General features: G+C 71.4%; 16 protein-coding genes. 7 read left to right on the top strand and 9 right to left on the bottom strand.

The window, feature by feature from the left end:
• Positions 1 to 142: 142 nt before the first annotated feature.
• The 4 genes from AB0D53_RS06710 to AB0D53_RS06695 all read right to left on the bottom strand — a co-directional run bounded on the left by AB0D53_RS06710 (position 143) and on the right by AB0D53_RS06695 (position 4,811).
• Positions 143 to 1,441, bottom strand: coding sequence for a M18 family aminopeptidase (locus tag AB0D53_RS06710; RefSeq protein WP_362441125.1), 1,299 nt, complete (start codon positions 1,439 to 1,441; stop codon positions 143 to 145).
• A 61-nt stretch (positions 1,442 to 1,502) separates the two neighbouring features.
• Entirely contained in the window at positions 1,503 to 2,180 is a 678-nt protein-coding gene (locus AB0D53_RS06705; protein WP_362441123.1) for a hypothetical protein, read from the bottom strand.
• A gap of 73 nt (positions 2,181 to 2,253) precedes the next feature.
• Complete coding sequence (locus tag AB0D53_RS06700) at positions 2,254 to 2,877, bottom strand: Uma2 family endonuclease (RefSeq protein ID WP_362441121.1); 624 nt, start codon at positions 2,875 to 2,877, stop codon at positions 2,254 to 2,256.
• A gap of 107 nt (positions 2,878 to 2,984) precedes the next feature.
• On the bottom strand, positions 2,985 to 4,811 hold the full coding sequence (locus tag AB0D53_RS06695) for an acyl-CoA dehydrogenase (protein WP_362441118.1): 1,827 nt from the start codon (positions 4,809 to 4,811) through the stop codon (positions 2,985 to 2,987).
• A 171-nt stretch (positions 4,812 to 4,982) separates the two neighbouring features.
• On the opposite strand from AB0D53_RS06695, the gene AB0D53_RS06690 reads away from it, so the two are divergent.
• The 3 genes from AB0D53_RS06690 to AB0D53_RS06680 all read left to right on the top strand — a co-directional run bounded on the left by AB0D53_RS06690 (position 4,983) and on the right by AB0D53_RS06680 (position 7,689).
• Positions 4,983 to 5,423, top strand: a complete 441-nt coding sequence (locus AB0D53_RS06690; RefSeq protein WP_148836880.1) for an SseB family protein — start codon at positions 4,983 to 4,985, stop codon at positions 5,421 to 5,423.
• A 142-nt stretch (positions 5,424 to 5,565) separates the two neighbouring features.
• The gene (locus AB0D53_RS06685; protein ID WP_362441114.1) at positions 5,566 to 6,522 is read left to right on the top strand and encodes a pirin family protein; all 957 of its coding nucleotides are present in this window, start codon (positions 5,566 to 5,568) and stop codon (positions 6,520 to 6,522) included.
• Positions 6,523 to 6,603: 81 nt separating this feature from the next.
• Complete coding sequence (locus tag AB0D53_RS06680; RefSeq protein WP_362441111.1) at positions 6,604 to 7,689, top strand: AI-2E family transporter; 1,086 nt, start codon at positions 6,604 to 6,606, stop codon at positions 7,687 to 7,689.
• A gap of 8 nt (positions 7,690 to 7,697) precedes the next feature.
• Here AB0D53_RS06680 and AB0D53_RS06675 read toward each other — a convergent pair whose 3' ends face one another.
• Complete coding sequence (locus AB0D53_RS06675) at positions 7,698 to 9,893, bottom strand: SpoIIE family protein phosphatase (RefSeq protein WP_362441108.1); 2,196 nt, start codon at positions 9,891 to 9,893, stop codon at positions 7,698 to 7,700.
• Between the two features lie 162 nt (positions 9,894 to 10,055).
• On the opposite strand from AB0D53_RS06675, the gene aspS reads away from it, so the two are divergent.
• A complete protein-coding gene (aspS, locus tag AB0D53_RS06670) occupies positions 10,056 to 11,873 on the top strand; it encodes an aspartate--tRNA ligase (protein ID WP_362441105.1) in 1,818 nt (605 codons plus the stop codon).
• A gap of 111 nt (positions 11,874 to 11,984) precedes the next feature.
• Here the strand turns inward: aspS and AB0D53_RS06665 are convergent, their stop codons facing one another.
• The 4 genes from AB0D53_RS06665 to AB0D53_RS06650 are packed head-to-tail and all read right to left on the bottom strand — an operon-like array spanning position 11,985 to position 15,629.
• Positions 11,985 to 13,178, bottom strand: a complete 1,194-nt coding sequence (locus AB0D53_RS06665; RefSeq protein WP_362441102.1) for an ABC transporter permease — start codon at positions 13,176 to 13,178, stop codon at positions 11,985 to 11,987.
• Positions 13,175 to 13,894 (bottom strand): ABC transporter ATP-binding protein, encoded by a 720-nt coding sequence (locus tag AB0D53_RS06660; protein ID WP_362441099.1) that lies wholly within the window; start codon positions 13,892 to 13,894, stop codon positions 13,175 to 13,177. The genes AB0D53_RS06665 and AB0D53_RS06660 overlap by 4 nt, the downstream gene beginning before the upstream one ends.
• Entirely contained in the window at positions 13,891 to 14,970 is a 1,080-nt protein-coding gene (locus tag AB0D53_RS06655; RefSeq protein ID WP_362441096.1) for a peptidoglycan-binding domain-containing protein, read from the bottom strand. The genes AB0D53_RS06660 and AB0D53_RS06655 overlap by 4 nt, the downstream gene beginning before the upstream one ends.
• Positions 14,967 to 15,629 (bottom strand): hypothetical protein, encoded by a 663-nt coding sequence (locus AB0D53_RS06650; protein ID WP_362441091.1) that lies wholly within the window; start codon positions 15,627 to 15,629, stop codon positions 14,967 to 14,969. Before AB0D53_RS06650 ends, AB0D53_RS06655 begins: the two co-directional genes overlap by 4 nt.
• A gap of 134 nt (positions 15,630 to 15,763) precedes the next feature.
• On the opposite strand from AB0D53_RS06650, the gene AB0D53_RS06645 reads away from it, so the two are divergent.
• Genes AB0D53_RS06645 through AB0D53_RS06635 form a run of 3 tightly spaced genes read left to right on the top strand, consistent with a single transcriptional unit; the run spans position 15,764 to position 18,455 of the window.
• On the top strand, positions 15,764 to 16,459 hold the full coding sequence (locus AB0D53_RS06645; RefSeq protein WP_362441088.1) for a response regulator transcription factor: 696 nt from the start codon (positions 15,764 to 15,766) through the stop codon (positions 16,457 to 16,459).
• Positions 16,456 to 17,967, top strand: coding sequence for a HAMP domain-containing sensor histidine kinase (locus AB0D53_RS06640; protein ID WP_362441085.1), 1,512 nt, complete (start codon positions 16,456 to 16,458; stop codon positions 17,965 to 17,967). The genes AB0D53_RS06645 and AB0D53_RS06640 overlap by 4 nt, the downstream gene beginning before the upstream one ends.
• On the top strand, positions 17,964 to 18,455 hold the full coding sequence (locus tag AB0D53_RS06635) for a hypothetical protein (RefSeq protein WP_362441082.1): 492 nt from the start codon (positions 17,964 to 17,966) through the stop codon (positions 18,453 to 18,455). Before AB0D53_RS06640 ends, AB0D53_RS06635 begins: the two co-directional genes overlap by 4 nt.
• Positions 18,456 to 18,579: the final 124 nt, after the last annotated feature.

Genomic DNA, 18,579 nt, shown 5'->3' with positions numbered 1-18,579 from the left:
GGGGTGCCGGGGCGCCGACGACGGGTTGTGCCCGATCGGCGGGGTGCGCGCGCAGCGGCCGCCGGACGACGGCGGGCCGGCGTTTCCGGAGCGTCTCGCGCACCGGAACGCCGACCCGCCGACGGCCCCGCGGCAGGCGGGGTCAGCCCGCCAGGAACGCCGTCAGCGCGTTGGCCAGCAGATACGGGTCGTCCGCCCCGCACAGCTCACGGGCGCTGTGCATCGAGAGGATCGCCACACCGATGTCCACGGTCTGGATCCCGTGCCGGGCGGCGGTGATCGGGCCGATCGTGGTGCCGCACGGCATCGAGTTGTTGGAGACGAACGTCTGCCACGGCACGCCCGCCTTCTGGCATGCCGCCGCGAACACGGCCCGGCCGCTGCCGTCGGTCGCGTACCGCATGTTGACGTTGGTCTTGAGGATCGGTCCGCCGTTGGCCACCGGGTGGTGGGTCGGGTCGTGGCGCTCGGCGTAGTTGGGGTGGACCGCGTGACCGGTGTCGGAGGAGAGGCAGATGGTTCCGGCGAAGGCCCGGGCGCGGTCCTCGTACGTACCGCCGCGCGCGAAGACCGAACGCTCCAGGACCGTGCCGAGCAGTGGCCCGTCGGCGCCGGTGTCGGACTGCGAGCCGTTCTCCTCGTGGTCGAAGGCGGCCATGACCGGGATGTACGGAAGCTCCTCGTCCGGCTGTCCGGCGACGGCGCCGAGCGCGGCGGTCGCCGCGTGCACGGAGAGCAGGTTGTCCATCCGGGGCCCGGCCAGCAGCTCACGGTCCCGGCCCAGGTAGGCGGGCGGCTCGACGGCGTGCGGCATCAGGTCCCAGCCGGTCACGTCCTCCGCGTCGACGCCGGCTTCCTCGGCGACGAACCGGATCAGGTCGCCCTCCTCGACGTCCCCGAGGCCCCAGATCGGCTGCATGTGCTTCTGCCGGTCGAGCTTGAGCCCGTCGGGGTTGGCCGACCGGTCCAGATGCACGGCCAGCTGCGGTACGCGCAGCAGCGGGCGGTCGATGTTCACCAGCCGGTGGCTGCCGTCGCGCAGGGAGATCCGGCCGGCCAGGCCGAGGTCACGGTCGAGCCAGGTGTTGAGCAGCGTCCCGCCGTAGATCTCCACGGCGACCTGCCGCCAGCCGTACGCCCCGGTGTCGGGCAGCGGCTTGACCCGCAGGTTCGGGGAGTCGGTGTGCGCGCCGACGATCCGGAACGGGGTGTGCGCCTCGGCGCCCTCCGGCACGTACCAGGCGACGATCGCACCGCCGCGCAGGACGTACCTGCCCCCGGCGGTCCCGTCCCAGGCCGCGGTCTCCTCGACCTGCCGGAACCCGGCCTTCTCCAGCCGGGCGGCCGCGGTGGCCACGGCGTGGTACGGGGAGGGGGAGGCCATCAGGAAGGCCATCAGGTCGTCGGTGTGACCGCGGTCGAAGCGGAGGGAGGAACTCATGTTCCTCACTGTAACGAGACCGGGCCGGGTGGCTTGACCGCCGTCGGGCGGGGGCGTCCGCTCAGCTTCCCGGGATCGCCGCCGAGGGCTTCTCGCCGCTCTGGGCCTGCTGCGCGCGCTCCGCGAACATGGCCGCGAACGCCTTGACCTCCTTGTCGGGGACCGCTGCCCTGCCCGTGGTGCCGGTGCTGATGCCCAGGACGGTCGTCCCGACCCGGATCTGCGCGATCGTGGCCGGACCGCCCATGGTACCGACCGCCGCGCGGCTGGCCTCGCGCTCGGCGCCCGGGCTGGCGAGGTCCACCTTCTCGGCGTCCTGGCCGACCCGGTCCCCGCCGTACCACTCGGCCAGGATGTCGTAGGCGGCGTCCGCGGCCTTCTCGTCCTTGTAGGCGAGGGCCCAGAAATTGAGCGTGGTCATGTCCGCCTTGCGAGAGAAGGCCGAGACGCCCCAGGACGTGACCGGGTCGCAGGCCGTTTTCCGCTGCTCCTTCGTCCTGGCCGCGCAGACCGACGGCGGGTACTCGGCAATTGGCTTCTGGGCCTCCGGCTTCATGTGGTTCCGCCAGCCCGGGACGGCTTTCGCGTCCGGCAGCACCGAGGCGACCTGCCCGTTGTCGAGCTCCGCAGCCCCGGTGTCCCCACCTCCGCCCCCGCAGCCCGCGAGCAGCAGCACCGCCGTCCCGGCCGCCAGCAGCCCCTGAACCGCTCGTGTACCCGCGAAACCCTTGGAACCCATGAGTGAACCCGCCCCCTCCGGCTTGCTGGACAGCCGATCCTAAAGAAGGCCGGTGCGGCGGGACGGGCCAGGTCTACAGGCGGTCGATGGCGGTCAGGTCGATGTCGATGTCGTACGGGACGGAGAGCTTCAGCCGGTCGTGGTGGACGCCGGTGGAGACGTACTTCTTGTTGACCGGGTCCAGTGCGTACGTCCAGACCACGGGCCGGCCACTCGTGGACATCTCGACGAGCCAGAAATTCTGGATGCCGGCCCCGGCGTACTTGTGCGGCTTGGTGTCGCGGTCCCGGGCCTCGGAATCGGGCGAGACGACCTCGACGGCGAGCCGGACATCGGCGGCCTGGTAGCGGGTCTGGAGCTGGTCCCCGTCCGCTTCGGCCGTCACCACGACGAGGTCGGGTTCCGGTGCGTTGCGCTTGCCGAGGACGACGGCCATTTCGCGGCGTACCCGCAGATCTTCCGGGACGTTGCCGCGCAGTCCCTGTTCCAGCAAATACATCGCCAGCGTGTGGAACTTCCGCTGCGGACTCACGAAAACCAGACTCCCGTCGATCAGCTCTGTGTGCGGCGGGAGGCCGTGAAGAGTGAACAGGTCGTCCACGGTGTAGCCGTCCGACGGCGGGACCGGCCACTTGGAACCGTCCGGCTGGCGGTGCGACGCTTCGGGCAGTGCCTCGGCGGTCATGGTTCCTCCCATGGACGAGATTCTGAGCCCTGCGGCCAGCGTACCCAGCCGATACGACAGCACCGTCACCCGAAAGCGTGTCCGGGTGACGGTGCGTGTCGACGATCTTGAAGGGGAGCCTAGAACGCGGCCTCGTCCAGCTCCATCAGCGAGTTGTCGACGGACTCGGCGAGCGCGCGCTCGGCCGAGACGCCCGGCAGGACGTTCGCGGCGAAGAACTTCGCGGCGGCGATCTTGCCCTGGTAGAAGGCGACGTCCTTCGCGGAGGCGTCTCGCAGCTTCTCCGCCGCGACGGCCGCGCCCTTGAGGAGCAGATAGCCGACGACGACATCGCCGGAGGCCATCAGGAGGCGGGTGGTGTTGAGGCCCACCTTGTAGATGTTCTTGACGTCCTCGCCGGTCGCGGTGAGGTCGGTGATCATCGTGCCGACGATCGCCTCCAGGTCCACGGCCGCCTTGGCGAGCGAGTCCAGCGCGCCGGCCAGCTCCTCGTTGCCCTGGGCGCCGGAGAGGAACTTCTTGATCTCCTCGGAGAGGGCGTTCAGCGAGGCGCCCTGGTCGCGGACGATCTTCCGGAAGAAGAAGTCCTGGCCCTGGATCGCCGTCGTGCCCTCGTACAGCGTGTCGATCTTGGCATCACGGATGTACTGCTCGATCGGGTACTCCTGGAGGTACCCGGAGCCGCCGAAGGTCTGGAGCGACTGCGCCAGCTGCTCGTAGGACTTCTCGGAGCCGTAGCCCTTCACGATCGGGAGCAGCAGGTCGTTGAGGCCGTGCAGCGCCTTCGCGTCCTCGCCCGCGGCCTCCTTCTCCTGGATCGCGTCCTGGACGGTGGCGGTGTACAGCACCAGGGAGCGCATGCCCTCCGCGTACGCCTTCTGCGTCATGAGGGAGCGGCGCACGTCGGGGTGGTGCGTGATGGTGACCTTGGGAGCGGTCTTGTCCATGAACTGCGACAGGTCGGTGCCCTGCACGCGCTCCTTGGCGTACTCCAGTGCGTTCAGGTAGCCGGTCGACAGGGTGGCGATGGCCTTCGTGCCGACCATCATGCGGGCGAACTCGATGATGCGGAACATCTGGCGGATGCCGTCGTGCCTGTCGCCGATCAGCCAGCCCTTGGCGGGGTGCTGGTCGCCGAAGGTCATCTCGCAGGTGTTGGACGCCTTGAGGCCCATCTTGTGCTCGACGTTCGTCGCGTACACGCCGTTGCGCTCGCCCAGCTCGCCGGTGGTCCAGTCGAAGTGGAACTTCGGGACCATGAAGAGCGAGAGGCCCTTGGTGCCGGGGCCGGCGCCCTCGGGGCGGGCCAGCACGTAGTGGATGATGTTCTCGGACATGTCGTGCTCGCCCGAGGTGATGAAGCGCTTCACGCCCTCGATGTGCCAGGAGCCGTCCTCCTGCTCGACGGCCTTCGTGCGGCCCGCGCCGACATCGGAACCGGCGTCCGGCTCGGTCAGCACCATCGTCGAGCCCCACTGCTTCTCGACGGCGATCTCGGCGATCTTCTTCTGCGCCTCGTTGCCCTCCTCGAAGAGGATGCCGGCGAACGCCGGGCCGGAGGAGTACATCCACACGGCCGGGTTCGAGCCGAGCAGCAGCTCCGCGTAGCCCCAGATCAGGGAGCGCGGCGAGGTGGTGCCGCCGATCTCCTCGGGCAGGCCCAGGCGCCAGTACTCGGAGTCCATGAAGGCCTGGTACGACTTCTTGAAGGCCGCCGGGACCGGCGCGGTGTTGGTCTCCGGGTCGAAGACCGGCGGGTTGCGGTCGGCGTCCGCGAAGGAGTCGGCCAGCTCGTTCTCCGCGAGGCGGTTGACCTCGTCGAGGATGCTCTTCGCCGTCTCGACGTCCATCTCGGCGAACGGGCCGGTGCCGTACGTCTTGTCGCGCCCGAGGACCTCGAAGAGGTTGAACTCGATGTCGCGGAGATTCGACTTGTAGTGCCCCATGGAAGGCTCCGTAATCAATAGCAGTGGCGCGCAGTGCCCCGGGACGGGGTGTGGGCCGGGCGGGCGACGAGCTGGCGGTGCGTATATCAGCTGACCTCCATGATGATGCTACCCGTCAGTAATAAGGCGCAACCCCTCAAGGCCCCGATGTGTCCGATTACTCTTTGCGCTATGTACGGCTACGACCAGAACCCGGGTGCACAGCAGCAGATGGGTGGCGGCTACGGCGAGCAGCCGCTGTATCCCGAACCCTCGCCGCCGTCCCTGGGTGACGCGGTACGGGCGTTCACCACCGGCTCGCTGTCCGCCGAGGACTTCCAGCAGATCTTCGCGACGTCGAAGGTGTACTGCCCGCGCGGTGACAACCCCGGGTTCCTGGCGCTGCACAACACCCAGCAGCCGGTGATCCCGATGTTCACCACGCTCAAGGAGCTGCGGCGGTACGCGGGCAAGGAGTCCAAGTACTTCGTGATCACCGGGGCCGAGGTGATCGACCTGCTGCCGACCGGCTACGGCTTCGTCCTCGACATGGAGGGCGAGCACCGCATGGTCTTCGACGCGAAGGCCGTGGAGCAGATGGTCGACTTCGCGATGCGCCGCATGTACGGCTGAGATCCGATCCTTCGCAAGGGGCCCGCACCGCTCGGTGCGGGCCCCTTGCGTTGCTCCGGACGGCTGAGGGAATGGATCCCCCCTTGCAAGATGTTCACCATTCAACTAAATTGAAGGCAGAACGATCCCGGAGGTGGCTTCCATGCCCGCAGTGACTGTCGAAAACCCGCTGACCCTGCCCAAGGTCGCCGCCAAGGGCGACGCAGCGGACCGTCCCGTGCTCGCCGTCACCACGGCGCCGAGCGGATTCGAGGGCGAGGGCTTCCCGGTTCGCCGCGCGTTCGCCGGGATCAACTACAAGTACCTCGACCCGTTCATCATGATGGACCAGATGGGCGAGGTGGAGTACGCGGCCGGTGAGCCGAAGGGCACCCCCTGGCACCCGCACCGCGGCTTCGAGACGGTCACGTACCTGATCGACGGAACCTTCGTCCACCAGGACTCCAACGGTGGCGGCGGCACCATCCGCAACGGCGACACCCAGTGGATGACCGCCGGCTCCGGCCTCCTGCACATCGAGGCCCCGCCGGAGTCCCTCGTGATGTCGGGCGGCCTCTTCCACGGCCTCCAGCTCTGGGTGAACCTGCCCAAGGCCGACAAGATGATGGACCCCCGCTACCAGGACATCCGCGGCGGCCAGGTCCAGCTCCTCGCCTCCCCGGACGGCGGCGCGCTGCTCCGCGTCATCGCCGGTGAGCTCGACGGGCACGAGGGCCCCGGCATCACCCACACCCCGATCACGATGATCCACGCCACCGTGCGCCCCGGCGCCGAGGTGACCCTGCCGTGGCGCGAGGACTTCAACGGCCTCGCGTACGTGCTGGCCGGCCGCGGCACCGTCGGCGCGGAGCGCCGCCCCGTCCACATGGGGCAGACCGCGGTCTTCGGCGCCGGTTCCGCGCTGACCGTCCGGGCGGACGAGAAGCAGGACGGGAACGCCCCGGACCTGGAGGTCGTGCTGCTCGGCGGCCGTCCGATCCGTGAGCCGATGGCGCACTACGGACCGTTCGTGATGAACAGCCAGGCCGAACTGAAGCAGGCCTTCGAGGACTTCCAGGCCGGACGCCTCGGCACCGTGCCCGCCGTCCACGGGATGTGACCGCCGCCGTCGTATGACGGACCGTCACCCGTACGGCCGCGCAAGCGGGACACGGCTCCCGCGCCGTGATCGGGTGGGAGGGTGCAGACCGACAAGCCCCTCCTGCCCGACGGCGCGCGCCGTGTCGCCGCCTGGTGCGGTGTGGTCCTCCTCGTCACCGGGGTCGCCGCAGTCGCCATCTGGCTGTGCATCGCCCTCAAGACCGCGGTCACCCCGGTGCTGCTCGCGCTGCTCGGTACGGCGCTGCTCGGTCCCGTCCACCGGTGGCTGACCGGCCGCGGGCTGAAGCGCTCGCTCGCCGCGGGGCTCACCTGTGTGCTGCTCGTGGCGGTGGTCGGCGGCGCCGGGTACATCGTCGTCACCGCGCTCGTCGACACCGGTGACCAGATCGTCCGGTCGCTCAAGGACACCGCGCAGTGGGTCGTCGACCACTTCGGGATCGGCAAGAACACGAGCGTGGACGACCTGGCGGCCAACGCCCAGAAGCTCGTCGAGAAGTTCGGCGCGAGCGCCGCGGGCGGGCTGCTCTCCGGACTCAGCCTGATCGGCTCGCTCATCGCCACCAGCGTCCTCGCCCTGCTGCTGACCTTCTTCTTCCTGCGCGACTCCGACCGGGCCGCGCAGCTCGCCCACTCGATCGCCCCGCGCGGGACCGGGGAGCTGGTCGAGGCGATGGGGCGGCGGGCCTTCGAGGCCGTCGAGGGCTTCATGCGGGGCACCACGTTCATCGCGCTGATCGACGCCGTCTGCATCACCGTCGGGCTGCTGATCCTGCGCGTTCCCGGTGCGGTGGGGCTCGGTGCGCTGGTCTTCGTCGGTGCCTACATCCCGTACCTGGGGGCCTTCATCTCGGGCGCCGTCGCGGTGCTGGTCGCGCTCGCCGACCGGGGGTTCGTGATCGCGCTCTGGGCGCTGGGGGTGGTGCTCGCCGTGCAGGTGCTGGAGGGCCATGTGCTGCAGCCGCTGATCCAGAGCCGTACGGTGCAGATGCACCCCGCCATGATCATGATCGCGATCACCGCGGGCGCCAGTGTGGCCGGGCTGCTGGGCATGCTGCTCGCGGTCCCGATCTGCGCGGCCGCCTTCGGCGTGCTCGGCGAACTGCGCGGTGACCGCCCGGGGCCGACGCCCGGGGTCGAGCCGCCGGGCGCCGCGTCGGGGGCCTGAGGGCCGGTTCAGGCCGCGGGGACGTCTTCCGTTCCGGCCTCGGCCCGCTCCGGCCCCTGTGTCTCGTCGGGCCCCTGTGCCCCCTGTGCCCTCTGCGCCTCCTCCGGCCCCTGTGCCCCCTCGGGCCCCGCCTCGTTCAGCTCGAACCAGATCGACTTCCCCGCGCCCCGCGGATCCACCCCCCACGCGTCGGCGAGCATCTCCATCAGCACCAGGCCCCGGCCGCTGGAGGCCATCTCCCCGGGGCGCCGCTTGTGCGGCAGCTCGTCGCTGCCGTCCGAAACCTCCACGCGCAGCAGCCGCTCGCCCTGCTCCCCCGTCGCCTGGGCGAGCATCAGCGCGTCCCCGTCCGTGTGGACGAGGACGTTGGTGGCCATCTCGGAGATCATCAGCACCGCCGCGTCGACCTGCTCCGGATCCGCCCAGTCGTGCAGCAGGTCCCGCAACTGCTGCCGGGCCGAGGCGATCCGCTCCGGCTGGGCCTGCGCGATGGTCAGCGCGATGCGCCGCGCCGCCGGGCGGCGCACGGTCCCTCCGTCGCACCGGAGCAGCAGCAGCGCGATGTCGTCCTCCCTGCGGTCCGCCAGCGGCCCCGTCGTGTAGTGGGACGTCGGCCCGTGCACGGCCTGGACGAGGGCGTCGGCGAGCTTCTCCAGGTCGGTGGTGTGCTCCTCCAGGACGGGCCGCAGCCGGTCCCAGCCGGAGAACATGTCGTGGCCACCGGTCTCGATCAGCCCGTCCGTGCAGAGCATGATCGTTTCGCCTGGTTCCAGGGTGAGCCGGCTCGTCGGATAGTCGGCGTCCTCCTCGACGCCGAGCGGCAGTCCGCCCTCGGTCTGACGGATCATCGCGGTCCCGTCGGCGGTGGTCACCACGGGGTCGGGGTGGCCGGCCCGCGCGATGTCCAGGGTGCCGCTCTCCGGGTCGACCTCCGCGTACAGGCAGGTGGCGAAGCGCGGTCCGGTCGCCTCCCCGTCCTCGTACGCGTCCGTCAGCCCGGAGAGGAAGCGCGAGGCGCGCGAGAGCACCGCGTCCGGGCGGTGCCCCTCGGAGGCGTACGCGCGCAGGGCGATCCGCAGCTGTCCCATCAGCCCGGCGGCCCGCACGTCGTGGCCCTGGACGTCGCCGATGACGAGGGCGATGCGGCCGTTGGGGAGCGGGATCATGTCGTACCAGTCGCCGCCGACCTGGAGGCCGCCGCCGGTCGGGATGTAGCGGGCGGCGACCGTCATCCCCGGGATGTCGGGGCCGAGCGTCGGCATCATCGAGCGCTGGAGCCCCAGCGACAGCTCCCGTTCGGTCTCGGCGACCCCGGCCCGGGTCAGCGCCTGCGCGAGCATCCGCGCCACGGTCGTCAGTACGGACCGCTCGTCCGGCGAGAACGACACCGGGTGCTTGAAGCCCGCCATCCAGGCGCCCATGGTGTGCCCCGCGACGGTCAGCGGCAGGAAGGCCCAGGACCGGCGGCCGAAACCGCTGGCGAGCGGCCAGGTGACCGGGTAGCGGCGGCTGTAGTCGTCGGGCGACGGCAGATAGATCGCCCGCCCCGTCCGTACCACCTCGGCGGCCGGGTAGTCGGTCTCCAGCGGCATGTCGGTGAACGGGTCCTCGTCGCCCACGCTGTGCCCGTGGTGCCCGATGACCGTCAGCCGCTCGCCCGAGACGCCGAAGACCGCCAGGCCGTCCGGCGAGAAGCCCGGCATGGAGAGCGAGGCGGCGACCCGCAGCACCTCCGTGGTCGACCGGGCCTCGGCCAGCGCCCGGCCCGCGTCCAGCAGGAAGGCCTCGCGGGAGCGGCGCCAGTCCCCGGTGATGGGGGTGTGCGCCCCGGTGGTGCCGGGCTGCGGCTCGGCCACCTCCTGGAGGGTGCCGACCAGTACGTAGTTCGCGCGGTCCGCCGGATCGGCCGGGAGCGGCTTGGAGCGGCTGCGCACGATGCGCAGTACCCGGCCGTTCCCGTCCACGATCCGCAGCCGGGCCTCGGCGAGGGTGCCCTCGGCGCGCGCCAGGTTCACCACCCCGTAGATCTCGTTCCAGTCGACGGGGTGGAAACGGGAACGCACCGCGGACTCGCGGAAGACACCGGCCGCGGCGGGCAGCTCCAGGAGCCGGGCCGCCTCCGCATCGAGCGTGACGGTCCCGGCTGCGTTGTCCCAGCGCCACAGACCGGTCGCGGTCGCGGCCAGGATGTCCTCGGTGCGCATTGCCCCACTTTAAGAAGATCTGCTCCGTGAACGCCACCGAGGGGTGGCCTCTCCGGCCTCCGGATGATCTTGAAATGTCAATGTCAATGATTCGGTGCGGGTGCGGGCGGTAGCCTGGGGAGGCTGAATCCACCCCGAACCGCGAAGACTGGATGAACGACGATGCATCGGTACAGGTCCCACACCTGCGGCGAGCTCCGCGCCTCTGACGTCGGCACCGACGTCCGGCTGAGCGGCTGGCTGCACAATCGCCGAGACCTGGGCGGCATCCTCTTCATCGATCTGCGCGACCACTACGGTCTGGTGCAGCTCGTCGCCCGCCCGGGCACCCCCGGCAACGAGGCGCTGGCGAAGCTCACCAAGGAGACCGTCGTACGGATCGACGGCAAGGTCTCCGCGCGCGGCGCCGACAACGTGAACCCGGAGCTCCCGACCGGCGAGATCGAGATCGAGGTCACCGAGGTCGAGGTGCTGGGCGAGGCCGCCCCGCTGCCCTTCACGATCAACACCGAGGACGGGGTCAACGAGGAGCGGCGCCTGGAGTACCGCTTCCTCGACCTGCGCCGCGAGCGCATGCACCGCAACATCATGCTGCGCTCGGCGGTCATCGCCGCCATCCGCGCCAAGATGGTGGCCCTCGGTTTCAACGAGATGGCGACCCCGATCCTCACCGCGACCTCCCCCGAGGGCGCCCGTGACTTCGTCGTCCCGTCCCGTCTGAACCCGGGCAAGTTCTACGCCCTGCCGCAGGCCCCGCAGCAGTTCAAGCAGCTGCTGATGATCTCCGGCTTCGACCGCTACTTCCAGATCGCGCCGTGCTTCCGCGACGAGGACGCCCGCGCGGACCGTTCGCCCGGCGAGTTCTACCAGCTCGACGTCGAGATGTCCTTCGTCGAGCAGGAGGACGTCTTCCGGCCGATCGAGAAGCTGATGACCGAGCTCTTCGAGGAGTTCGGCAACGGCCGCCACGTCACCTCGCCGTTCCCGCGCATCCCGTTCCGCGAGTCGATGCTGAAGTACGGCAACGACAAGCCCGACCTGCGCGCCAAGCTGGAACTGGTCGACATCTCCGACGTCTTCGCCGACTCGGAGTTCAAGGCCTTCGCCGGCAAGCACGTCCGCGCCCTCCCGGTCCCGGACACCGCCGGCCAGTCCCGGAAGTTCTTCGACGGCCTCGGCGACTACGCCGTCCAGCACGGCGCCAAGGGCCTGGCCTGGGTCCGCGTCGGCGAGGACGGCACCCTGGCGGGCCCGATCGCCAAGTTCCTCACCGAGACGGACGTCAAGACCCTCACCGAGCGTCTCTCCCTCGTCCCCGGCCACGCCGTCTTCTTCGGCGCGGGCGAGTTCGACGAGGTCTCCAAGATCATGTCCGCCGTCCGCGTCGAGGCCGCCAAGCGCGCCGGCCACTTCGAGGAGGGCGTCTTCCGGTTCTGCTGGGTCGTCGACTTCCCGATGTACGAGAAGGACGAGGACACCGGGAAGATCGACTTCTCCCACAACCCCTTCTCGATGCCCCAGGGCGGCCTGAAGGACCTGGAGGAGAAGGACCCGCTGGACATCCTCGCCTGGCAGTACGACATCGTCTGCAACGGCATCGAGCTGTCCTCCGGCGCCATCCGCAACCACGAGCCCGAGCTGATGCTCAAGGCCTTCGAGATCGCCGGTTACGACCGCGAGACCGTCGAGCACGAGTTCGCGGGCATGCTCCGCGCCTTCCGTCTCGGCGCCCCGCCGCACGGCGGCATCGCCCCGGGCGTCGACCGCATCGTGATGCTGCTGGCAGACGAGCCCAACATCCGCGAGACCATCGCCTTCCCGCTCAACGGCAACGCCCAGGACCTGATGATGGGCGCCCCGACGGAGCTGGACGAGACCCGTCTGCGCGAGCTGAACATCCAGCTCCGCAAGCCGGTGGCGACGGCCAAGGAGAAGGCCGACGCCAAGGACTCCGTGGCGAGGGACACCGGCGCGAAGTAGGAGCGACCGGCCATCGGGGCGCGGCCCGAGCGCCACCGGTTCCGCTCCGGTTCCACGTGAAACATCCCCCGGCCGACCCCGGCCGGGGGATGTTTCATGTCCGGGGCCCGCTCAGGTCGCGTTCAGGGCCACCGTCGGATGGAGACGGGAGGCACGGATCGCCGGGTAGAGGCCCGCGACCACGCCGATCAGGAGGGTGGCGGCCAGGCCGCCCGCCAGGGACCAGGGCGGGACCACCGCCGTCCACCCCTGGAACCACGCGAATCCGTAGGTGGTCGCCGCGCCCAGCAGCGCGCCCGTCGCCCCGCCCAGCGCCGACAGCAGCAGCGACTCGGTGAGGAACTGGAGCCGGATCGCTCCCCGGGTCGCGCCCAGCGCGCGGCGCAGGCCGATCTCCTGGCGGCGCTCCAGGACGGAGATGACCATGGTGTTGGCGACGCCCACACCGCCGACCAGGAGGGCCACCGCGCCCAGGCCGAGCATCAGGGTGGTCAGGCCCTCGTCCGTGGCGGCCTTGGCGGCCAGCGCGTCCGAGGGCCGGGAGACCTTGATGCCCAGCTCGTCGCCGGGGCTGATGGTGCGGGCCAGGATCGCCCGTACGTCCGCCACCGAGGCGTCCGTGGAGCGCTCGAAGACGGTGGTGGGGTGTCCGTCGAAGCCGAAGTAGCGTTCGGCGGTGGGGAATCCGACCATGGCCACCCGGTCCAGGTTGGGGACCAGCTCGATCGGTTCGAGGATGCCGACGACGGCCACGCGGGTGTCGTTCATCATGATCGTCTCACCGGTGCGGGTGATGCCGAGGCGCTCCGCGGCCACCGCGCCGAGCACCGTCGTCGGGAGGCGTTCGCCGGCCGGGGTCAGCCAGGTGCCCCTGCCGACCTCGCCGCCGAGCGCGGAGAGCAGGTCGGCGCGGACCGCCTGGGCGGTGACGCCCGCGGTCCGCTCCTCGGGGACCACGTCGCTGCGGCGGATGCGGGCGTCGACGTCGGCGCTGGCCGTGGCGTGCCGTACCGGGCCGATGCGCTCGACCATCGCGACCGCGTTCCTGGGCAGCTTGATCTCGTTCCCCATGGCGTCCTTGCCCGCCTCGGCGGTGAGCAGATTGGTGCCGAGGCGGTCGAGACGGGCCATCAGGTCCGCACGGCTCGACTCGGACAGCCCGACGACCGCGACCACGGTCGCGATGCCGATGGCGATGCCGAGCGCCGAGAGCACCACACGCGCACGCCGCGCGCGCAGGCCGACCGAGCCGACGCGCAGGACGTCACGGGGGGAGAGGCGGGCGGGCCTGAGATCGTTCTTCATGAACCGGCCTTCCGCGTCCGTGGGCCGAGGCGCTCGCCGGAGCGCGTGTCCGAGACGATCTCGCCGTCCCTGAAGCGGACCCGGCGCGGCAGCGAGTCCGCGATCTCGTGATCGTGGGTGATCACGCAGACGGTGGTGCCGGCCGCGTTCAGCTCGTGCAGCAGCTCCATGACGATCCCGCCGGACGCGGTGTCCAGCGCCCCGGTCGGCTCGTCGGCCAGCAGCAGCCGGGGCTGGCCCACCAGGGCGCGGGCGATGGCCACGCGCTGCTTCTCGCCGCCGGACAGCTCGTTCGGCGTGTGCGAGCCGCGGTGCTCCAGCCGCACCCCGGCGAGCGCCTCCCTCGCACGGGCACGCCGTTCCTTGGGCGGGACGCCCGCGTACAGCAGCCCGTCGGCGACGTTGTCCACCGCGTCGCGCCCGGCCGCCAGGTGGAAGTGCTGGAAGACGAAGCCGATGTGGCGGGCGCGCAGTGCGGAGAGCCGGGCGTCGGAGAGCTCGGACACGTCGTACCCGGCGATCCGGACGGTGCCGGTGGTGGGCCTGTCGAGGGTGCCCATGATGTTGAGCATCGTGGACTTGCCGGAGCCGGACGGGCCGACGACGGCGAGGAGCTCGCCCTCCTCGACGGTGAGGCTCACCGAGCGCAGGGCGTGGACGCCGCCGGGATACGACTTGCCGGCGTCCCGCAGTTCGATGACCGGGACCGTGGTCATGACTTCGCCACTCCGACCTTCAGACCCTCGCGCACATCCGGTCCGGAGACCTCGATCTGCCCGTCGGCGGTCATGCCCGTCTCCACCCGCACCATCCTCGACGTGGCGCCCTCGACGACCTGGAGGCCGTAGCCGCCGTTCTCGCCGCGCAGCGCGACGACCGCCTCGACGGGGACCGCGAGGACCCCCTTGTGCGCCTCGCTGACGAACTTCACGCTCGCCGATGCCCTGGTGTCCTCGCCGGAGGCGGCGCCCGGCCCGCCGTCCAGGACGACCTCGACGGTGATGCCGTCCTCGGAGCCCGCCCCGCCCCCGGCCGCGGACGCCTCGGGGCGCACCGTCCCGGAGACATGGCCGGCGACGGTCTTCCCGCTCGGCAGGGTGACCTCGACCTTGGTGCCCCGTGAGGTGAGCGCGCCGTCGCTCTGGTCGAGCTGCGCCCGTACGACGGGTCTGGTGGAGGCGACCGTCAGGACCGGCCCGTCCGGGCCGACCTGGTCGGCGAGCGCCGCGTCGGCGGAGACCACCTTGACCGGGCCGGGCTGGAAGACGACGTCGCCCTTGCCGACCCTGCCGGTGGGCTCGCGGTTGAGGGACTTCTGCCACTGCTTGACGGCGGCCGCGGTGTCCTCGTCGTACCGGACGTCGACGTAGAGCCGCGATCCGTACCCCAGGTCGCGCAGATTGCGCTCCAGCTGGAGCACGTCGCTGCCCCGGTCGCCGGGCTTCATCTCGCGGAACATCGGGACCGGCCCGTAGAGGAGGGTGACGGGCTTGTCGTTCAGCTCGTACAGCGCCTGCCCCATGGTCAGCGTCTTCCCTTCGGGAGCGGCGACCGTGACGGTGCCCTCGACGGCGGACTTGACAGCGCGGCGCTGCGCGAAGTCGAGCCTGCCGTCGACCGTCCTGGACTGCACGAGGTCGGTGCGTACGACGGCCGCGGTGGCGGGCGGCAGGTCGCCGCCCTTCCCCGAGGCGCCCGCGTCCCCGTCGCCGCCGAGGAACAGGACGCCCCCGGTGACGGCGGCGGCGACGGTCACCGCGCCGAGCGCGAGGAGTGCGGTGCGGTGCTTCACTGCATGCCGTCCAGACCGTCGAGCAGCTTCGACCTGCACGCCTCGCGGGCCTTCTTGTACGTCGACGAGTTCGAGTCGATGACCGGGGACGCCGGGTTCGGGTCGCCGCCCGGCTGGGCGTTGCCGCCGCTCATGGTCGGGTTGGTGAACCGGGAGACGCCGTTGTCCCGCATGCACTTGGCGTGCGCGAGCATCGACTCGTAGGCCTTCTGCTCGTCGCGTTCGGGCTCGGCCGCCATGGCGGCCCGCAGCTCGGTCACGCAGGCACCGTTCCTGCCGCCCTTGATGCCCTCGTTGCGGCCCGGCTGGGAGCCGATCTCGTTGACCTTGTCCCAGTCGAGGTAGCCGCTGAGCGTGGGGTCGGGGAAGTCCTTGTAGCCGCCCTTGGCGCGCATGCACTGGACGTACTTCATCTGGGCGTCGTAGAAGGCGCTCTTCGCCGCGGGCGGGGCGCTCGGCCCGCCCGCGTCCTTCGTGGCGCCGGCCGACGGCGTCCGCGGCACGTCGGCGATCGCGTCGTCCTTCTTCGTGCTGCTCCCTCCGTCGTCCCCGCCGCAGCCGACGGCCAGGGCGAGTACGGGCAGGGCCACGAGGGCGGCCGTGCGCAGCCCGGCGGTGGCGGGGCGGGTCGTGCGGTGTTTCGTCCTGAGGAAGGTCATGCGCCGCACGCTCGCCGCCACAGATGATGGCCCGTACATGACCACATGATGGGAACGTAACAATGCCCCCGCCTGCGCATCCGCCCCCGTGCACAGCCGACGGGAACGGTCCGGACATGCCCATAATCGGCCCCATGCCGCATGTGTTGCTCATCGAGGACGACGCGTCCGTACGGGACGGGATGGAGCTCGTGCTGCGCCGGCACGGGTACGGCGTGGACACCGCCGCCACCGGCGAGCAGGCCCTCGCCCTGCTGGCCGGGGAGCGGGGCGCCCGGGTCGAGCTGGCCGTGCTCGACCTGATGCTGCCCGGCATGGACGGCTTCGAGGTGTGCCGCCGCATCCGCGCCCGCTCGGCGACCCTGCCGGTCATCATGCTGACCGCGCGCGGCGACGACCAGGACATCGTGACGGGCCTGGAGGCGGGCGCCGACGACTACGTCGTCAAGCCCGTCACCGCCCCCGTCCTGGAGGCCCGCATCCGGGCCGCGCTGCGGCGCGCGGAACCGTCCGTACCGGCGCAGGGGGCCGGCCCCGACCTCGCCGGGCTGGTGATCGACCGCGCCGGACTGACCGTCACCAAGCACGGCACCCCGATTCCGCTGCCGCCCACCGAGCTGCGGCTGCTGCTGGAGCTCTCGGCCTCCCCCTGCCAGGTCTTCAGCCGCGAACAGCTCCTGGAATCCGTCTGGGACCACACCTTCCTGGGCGACTCCCGGCTGGTGGACGCGGCGGTCGGCCGGCTGCGCGCCAAGCTGGAGGACATACCGTCCAGGCCCCGCTACGTCCAGACGGTGCGGGGCTTCGGCTACCGCTTCGGACCGCTGTGAGCCGTACGGATCGCGCCGGGCGCCCCGCCGCCCCGAGGAGACGCTCGCTGCGCCTCGTCGGCGGGCTGCGCACCCGGCTCGTCGTCACCTTCGTCGTCGTCGCCCTCATCAGCGCGGTGACCGCGACCGCCCTCGCCTACCGGGACGCCCGCACCGCCGTCCTCCAGCGGACCCAGAACGCGGCCGTGAACGACCTGCGGGAGCGGGTCGGCGCGGTGGCCGCCGACTTCGACCTGCCGCCCGACCAGCGCTCGCTGGCCCGGTTCGCGGCGAAGGTGTCCGAGGGCATCGGCGGGAACATCGTGGTCGTCCGCTACCAGGACCTGTCCGCCGTCTCCGACTCGCTCGCCGACACCACGTCCCGGATCACCGTCGAGCTGCGCACCGCCGTCATGACCGGCGGCGCCGCCGAGTTCCAGCGGGTGCGGTGGCGGGGCGAGCCCTATCTGGTCGTCGGCATGCCCGTGACGTACGCCGACGGGGACCGCAGCACCTCCGGGCTGGAGGTCTACGCGATCTCCGACCTGCGGGCCGAGCGCGACGACACGGCCGCGCTGCTGGACTCCGTACGGACGGGCATCGTGCCGGTGGTGCTGCTGGCCGCCGTCCTCGCGCTGCTGGCCGCGGGGACGGTCCTGCGGCCGGTACGGAAGCTGGGCCGGGCCACCCGCGAACTGGCGGCCGGGGACCTCGGCAGCCGGGTCGCCGTCACCGGGCACGACGAACTCGCCGACCTGGCAAGGACGTTCAACGAGACCGCGGACGCGCTCCAGGAGTCCGACGCGGGTCTGCGCGAGCAGGAGGCGAAGGCGCGCCGCTTCGTGGCGGACGTGTCGCACGAACTGCGCACACCCCTCGCGGCGATGACGATGGTCGCGACGGTGCTGGAGGAGGACGCCGACCAGCTGCCGCCGGACGCGGCGCGCGCGGCCCGTACCGTCGGCGCGGAGACGGCCCGGCTGTCCCGGCTGGTCGAGGAGCTGATGGAGATCTCCCGCTTCGACGCCGGGGCGGCCCGGCTGAACGCGGCGGAGACCGATCTCGCCGGCACCGTACGGGCGTCCCTGGCGCTGCGCGGCTGGACGGACCGGGTACGGACGGAGCTCGACGAGGGCGTACGGGCGGTGGTCGACCGGCGCCGGATCGACGTGATCGTTGCGAACCTGGTGGGCAACGCGCTGCGGCACGGCGCCCCGCCGGTCACCGTGACCCTCACGACGGCCCCCGCGGTGGACGGCGTACGGGTGGTGCTGTCCGTCGCCGACCACGGCCCGGGGCTGCCGCCGGAGGCGGGGGAGCGGGTCTTCGACCGGTTCTACAAGGCGGACACGGCCCGCACGCGCGGTGCGGCCGACGACAGCGGACAGGGCAGCGGCCTGGGCATGGCGATCGCGCTGGAGAACGCCCGCCTGCACGGCGGCACGATCGACGCGGCGGACGGGCCGGATCGCGGCGCGGTCTTCACCCTGCGGCTGCCCCTGCGACGTACGGGAGAGGACACGGAGTGAAGCTCCGACAGGGCATCGCGGTCGCCGCACTGGGCGCCGTTCTCGCGGGCTGCGGGGTCCAGCCGACCGGGGTGATAGGCGCGGGCGAGCCCGCGTCCGGGCTGACGCGCGGCATGCGGCTGTACTACGCGTCGGCCGGCGGGCTGCGCGCGGTACCGCTGATCGACCAGGAGGCCGACGACCTCAACGACGTGCTGAAGCTGCTCGGCGCGGGGACGCCGCCCGCCGATCAGGGCGGGCTCACCTCCCTCGTCCACCTCGGCGGCTACTCGGCGACCGGCTCGGGCACCCGGGTCACGGTGCGGCTGGAGGGTTTCTACGGGGAGTCGGGACGCGACCAGGCCACCGGTCAGCTGGTGTGCACGCTGGCGCGCGCCCAGTCCGTATTCGAACCGAAGGTCAGGACCGACGACGTCGAGGTCACCCTGCGCCCGTCCGAGGGCCCCGCGATGGGCCCCTACCGGTGCGCGGAGTTCCTCGACGGGTGAGCTGTGCGTTGCTGTGAGGTGCGGGCCCCCGTTCGGCAAGTTCGGCCTGGCCACCGCGTACACCCGCGGCAAGATGCTCGCCAACGTGGCCAACACCGTGGTCGAGCAGAACCAGTTCTATCTG

The organism is Streptomyces sp. NPDC048295 (genome assembly GCF_040652135.1).
Classification (GTDB): Bacteria; Actinomycetota; Actinomycetes; order Streptomycetales; family Streptomycetaceae; genus Streptomyces.
Note: the sequence above shows the minus strand (reverse complement) of the source record. Positions and strands in the feature narration are given on the sequence as shown.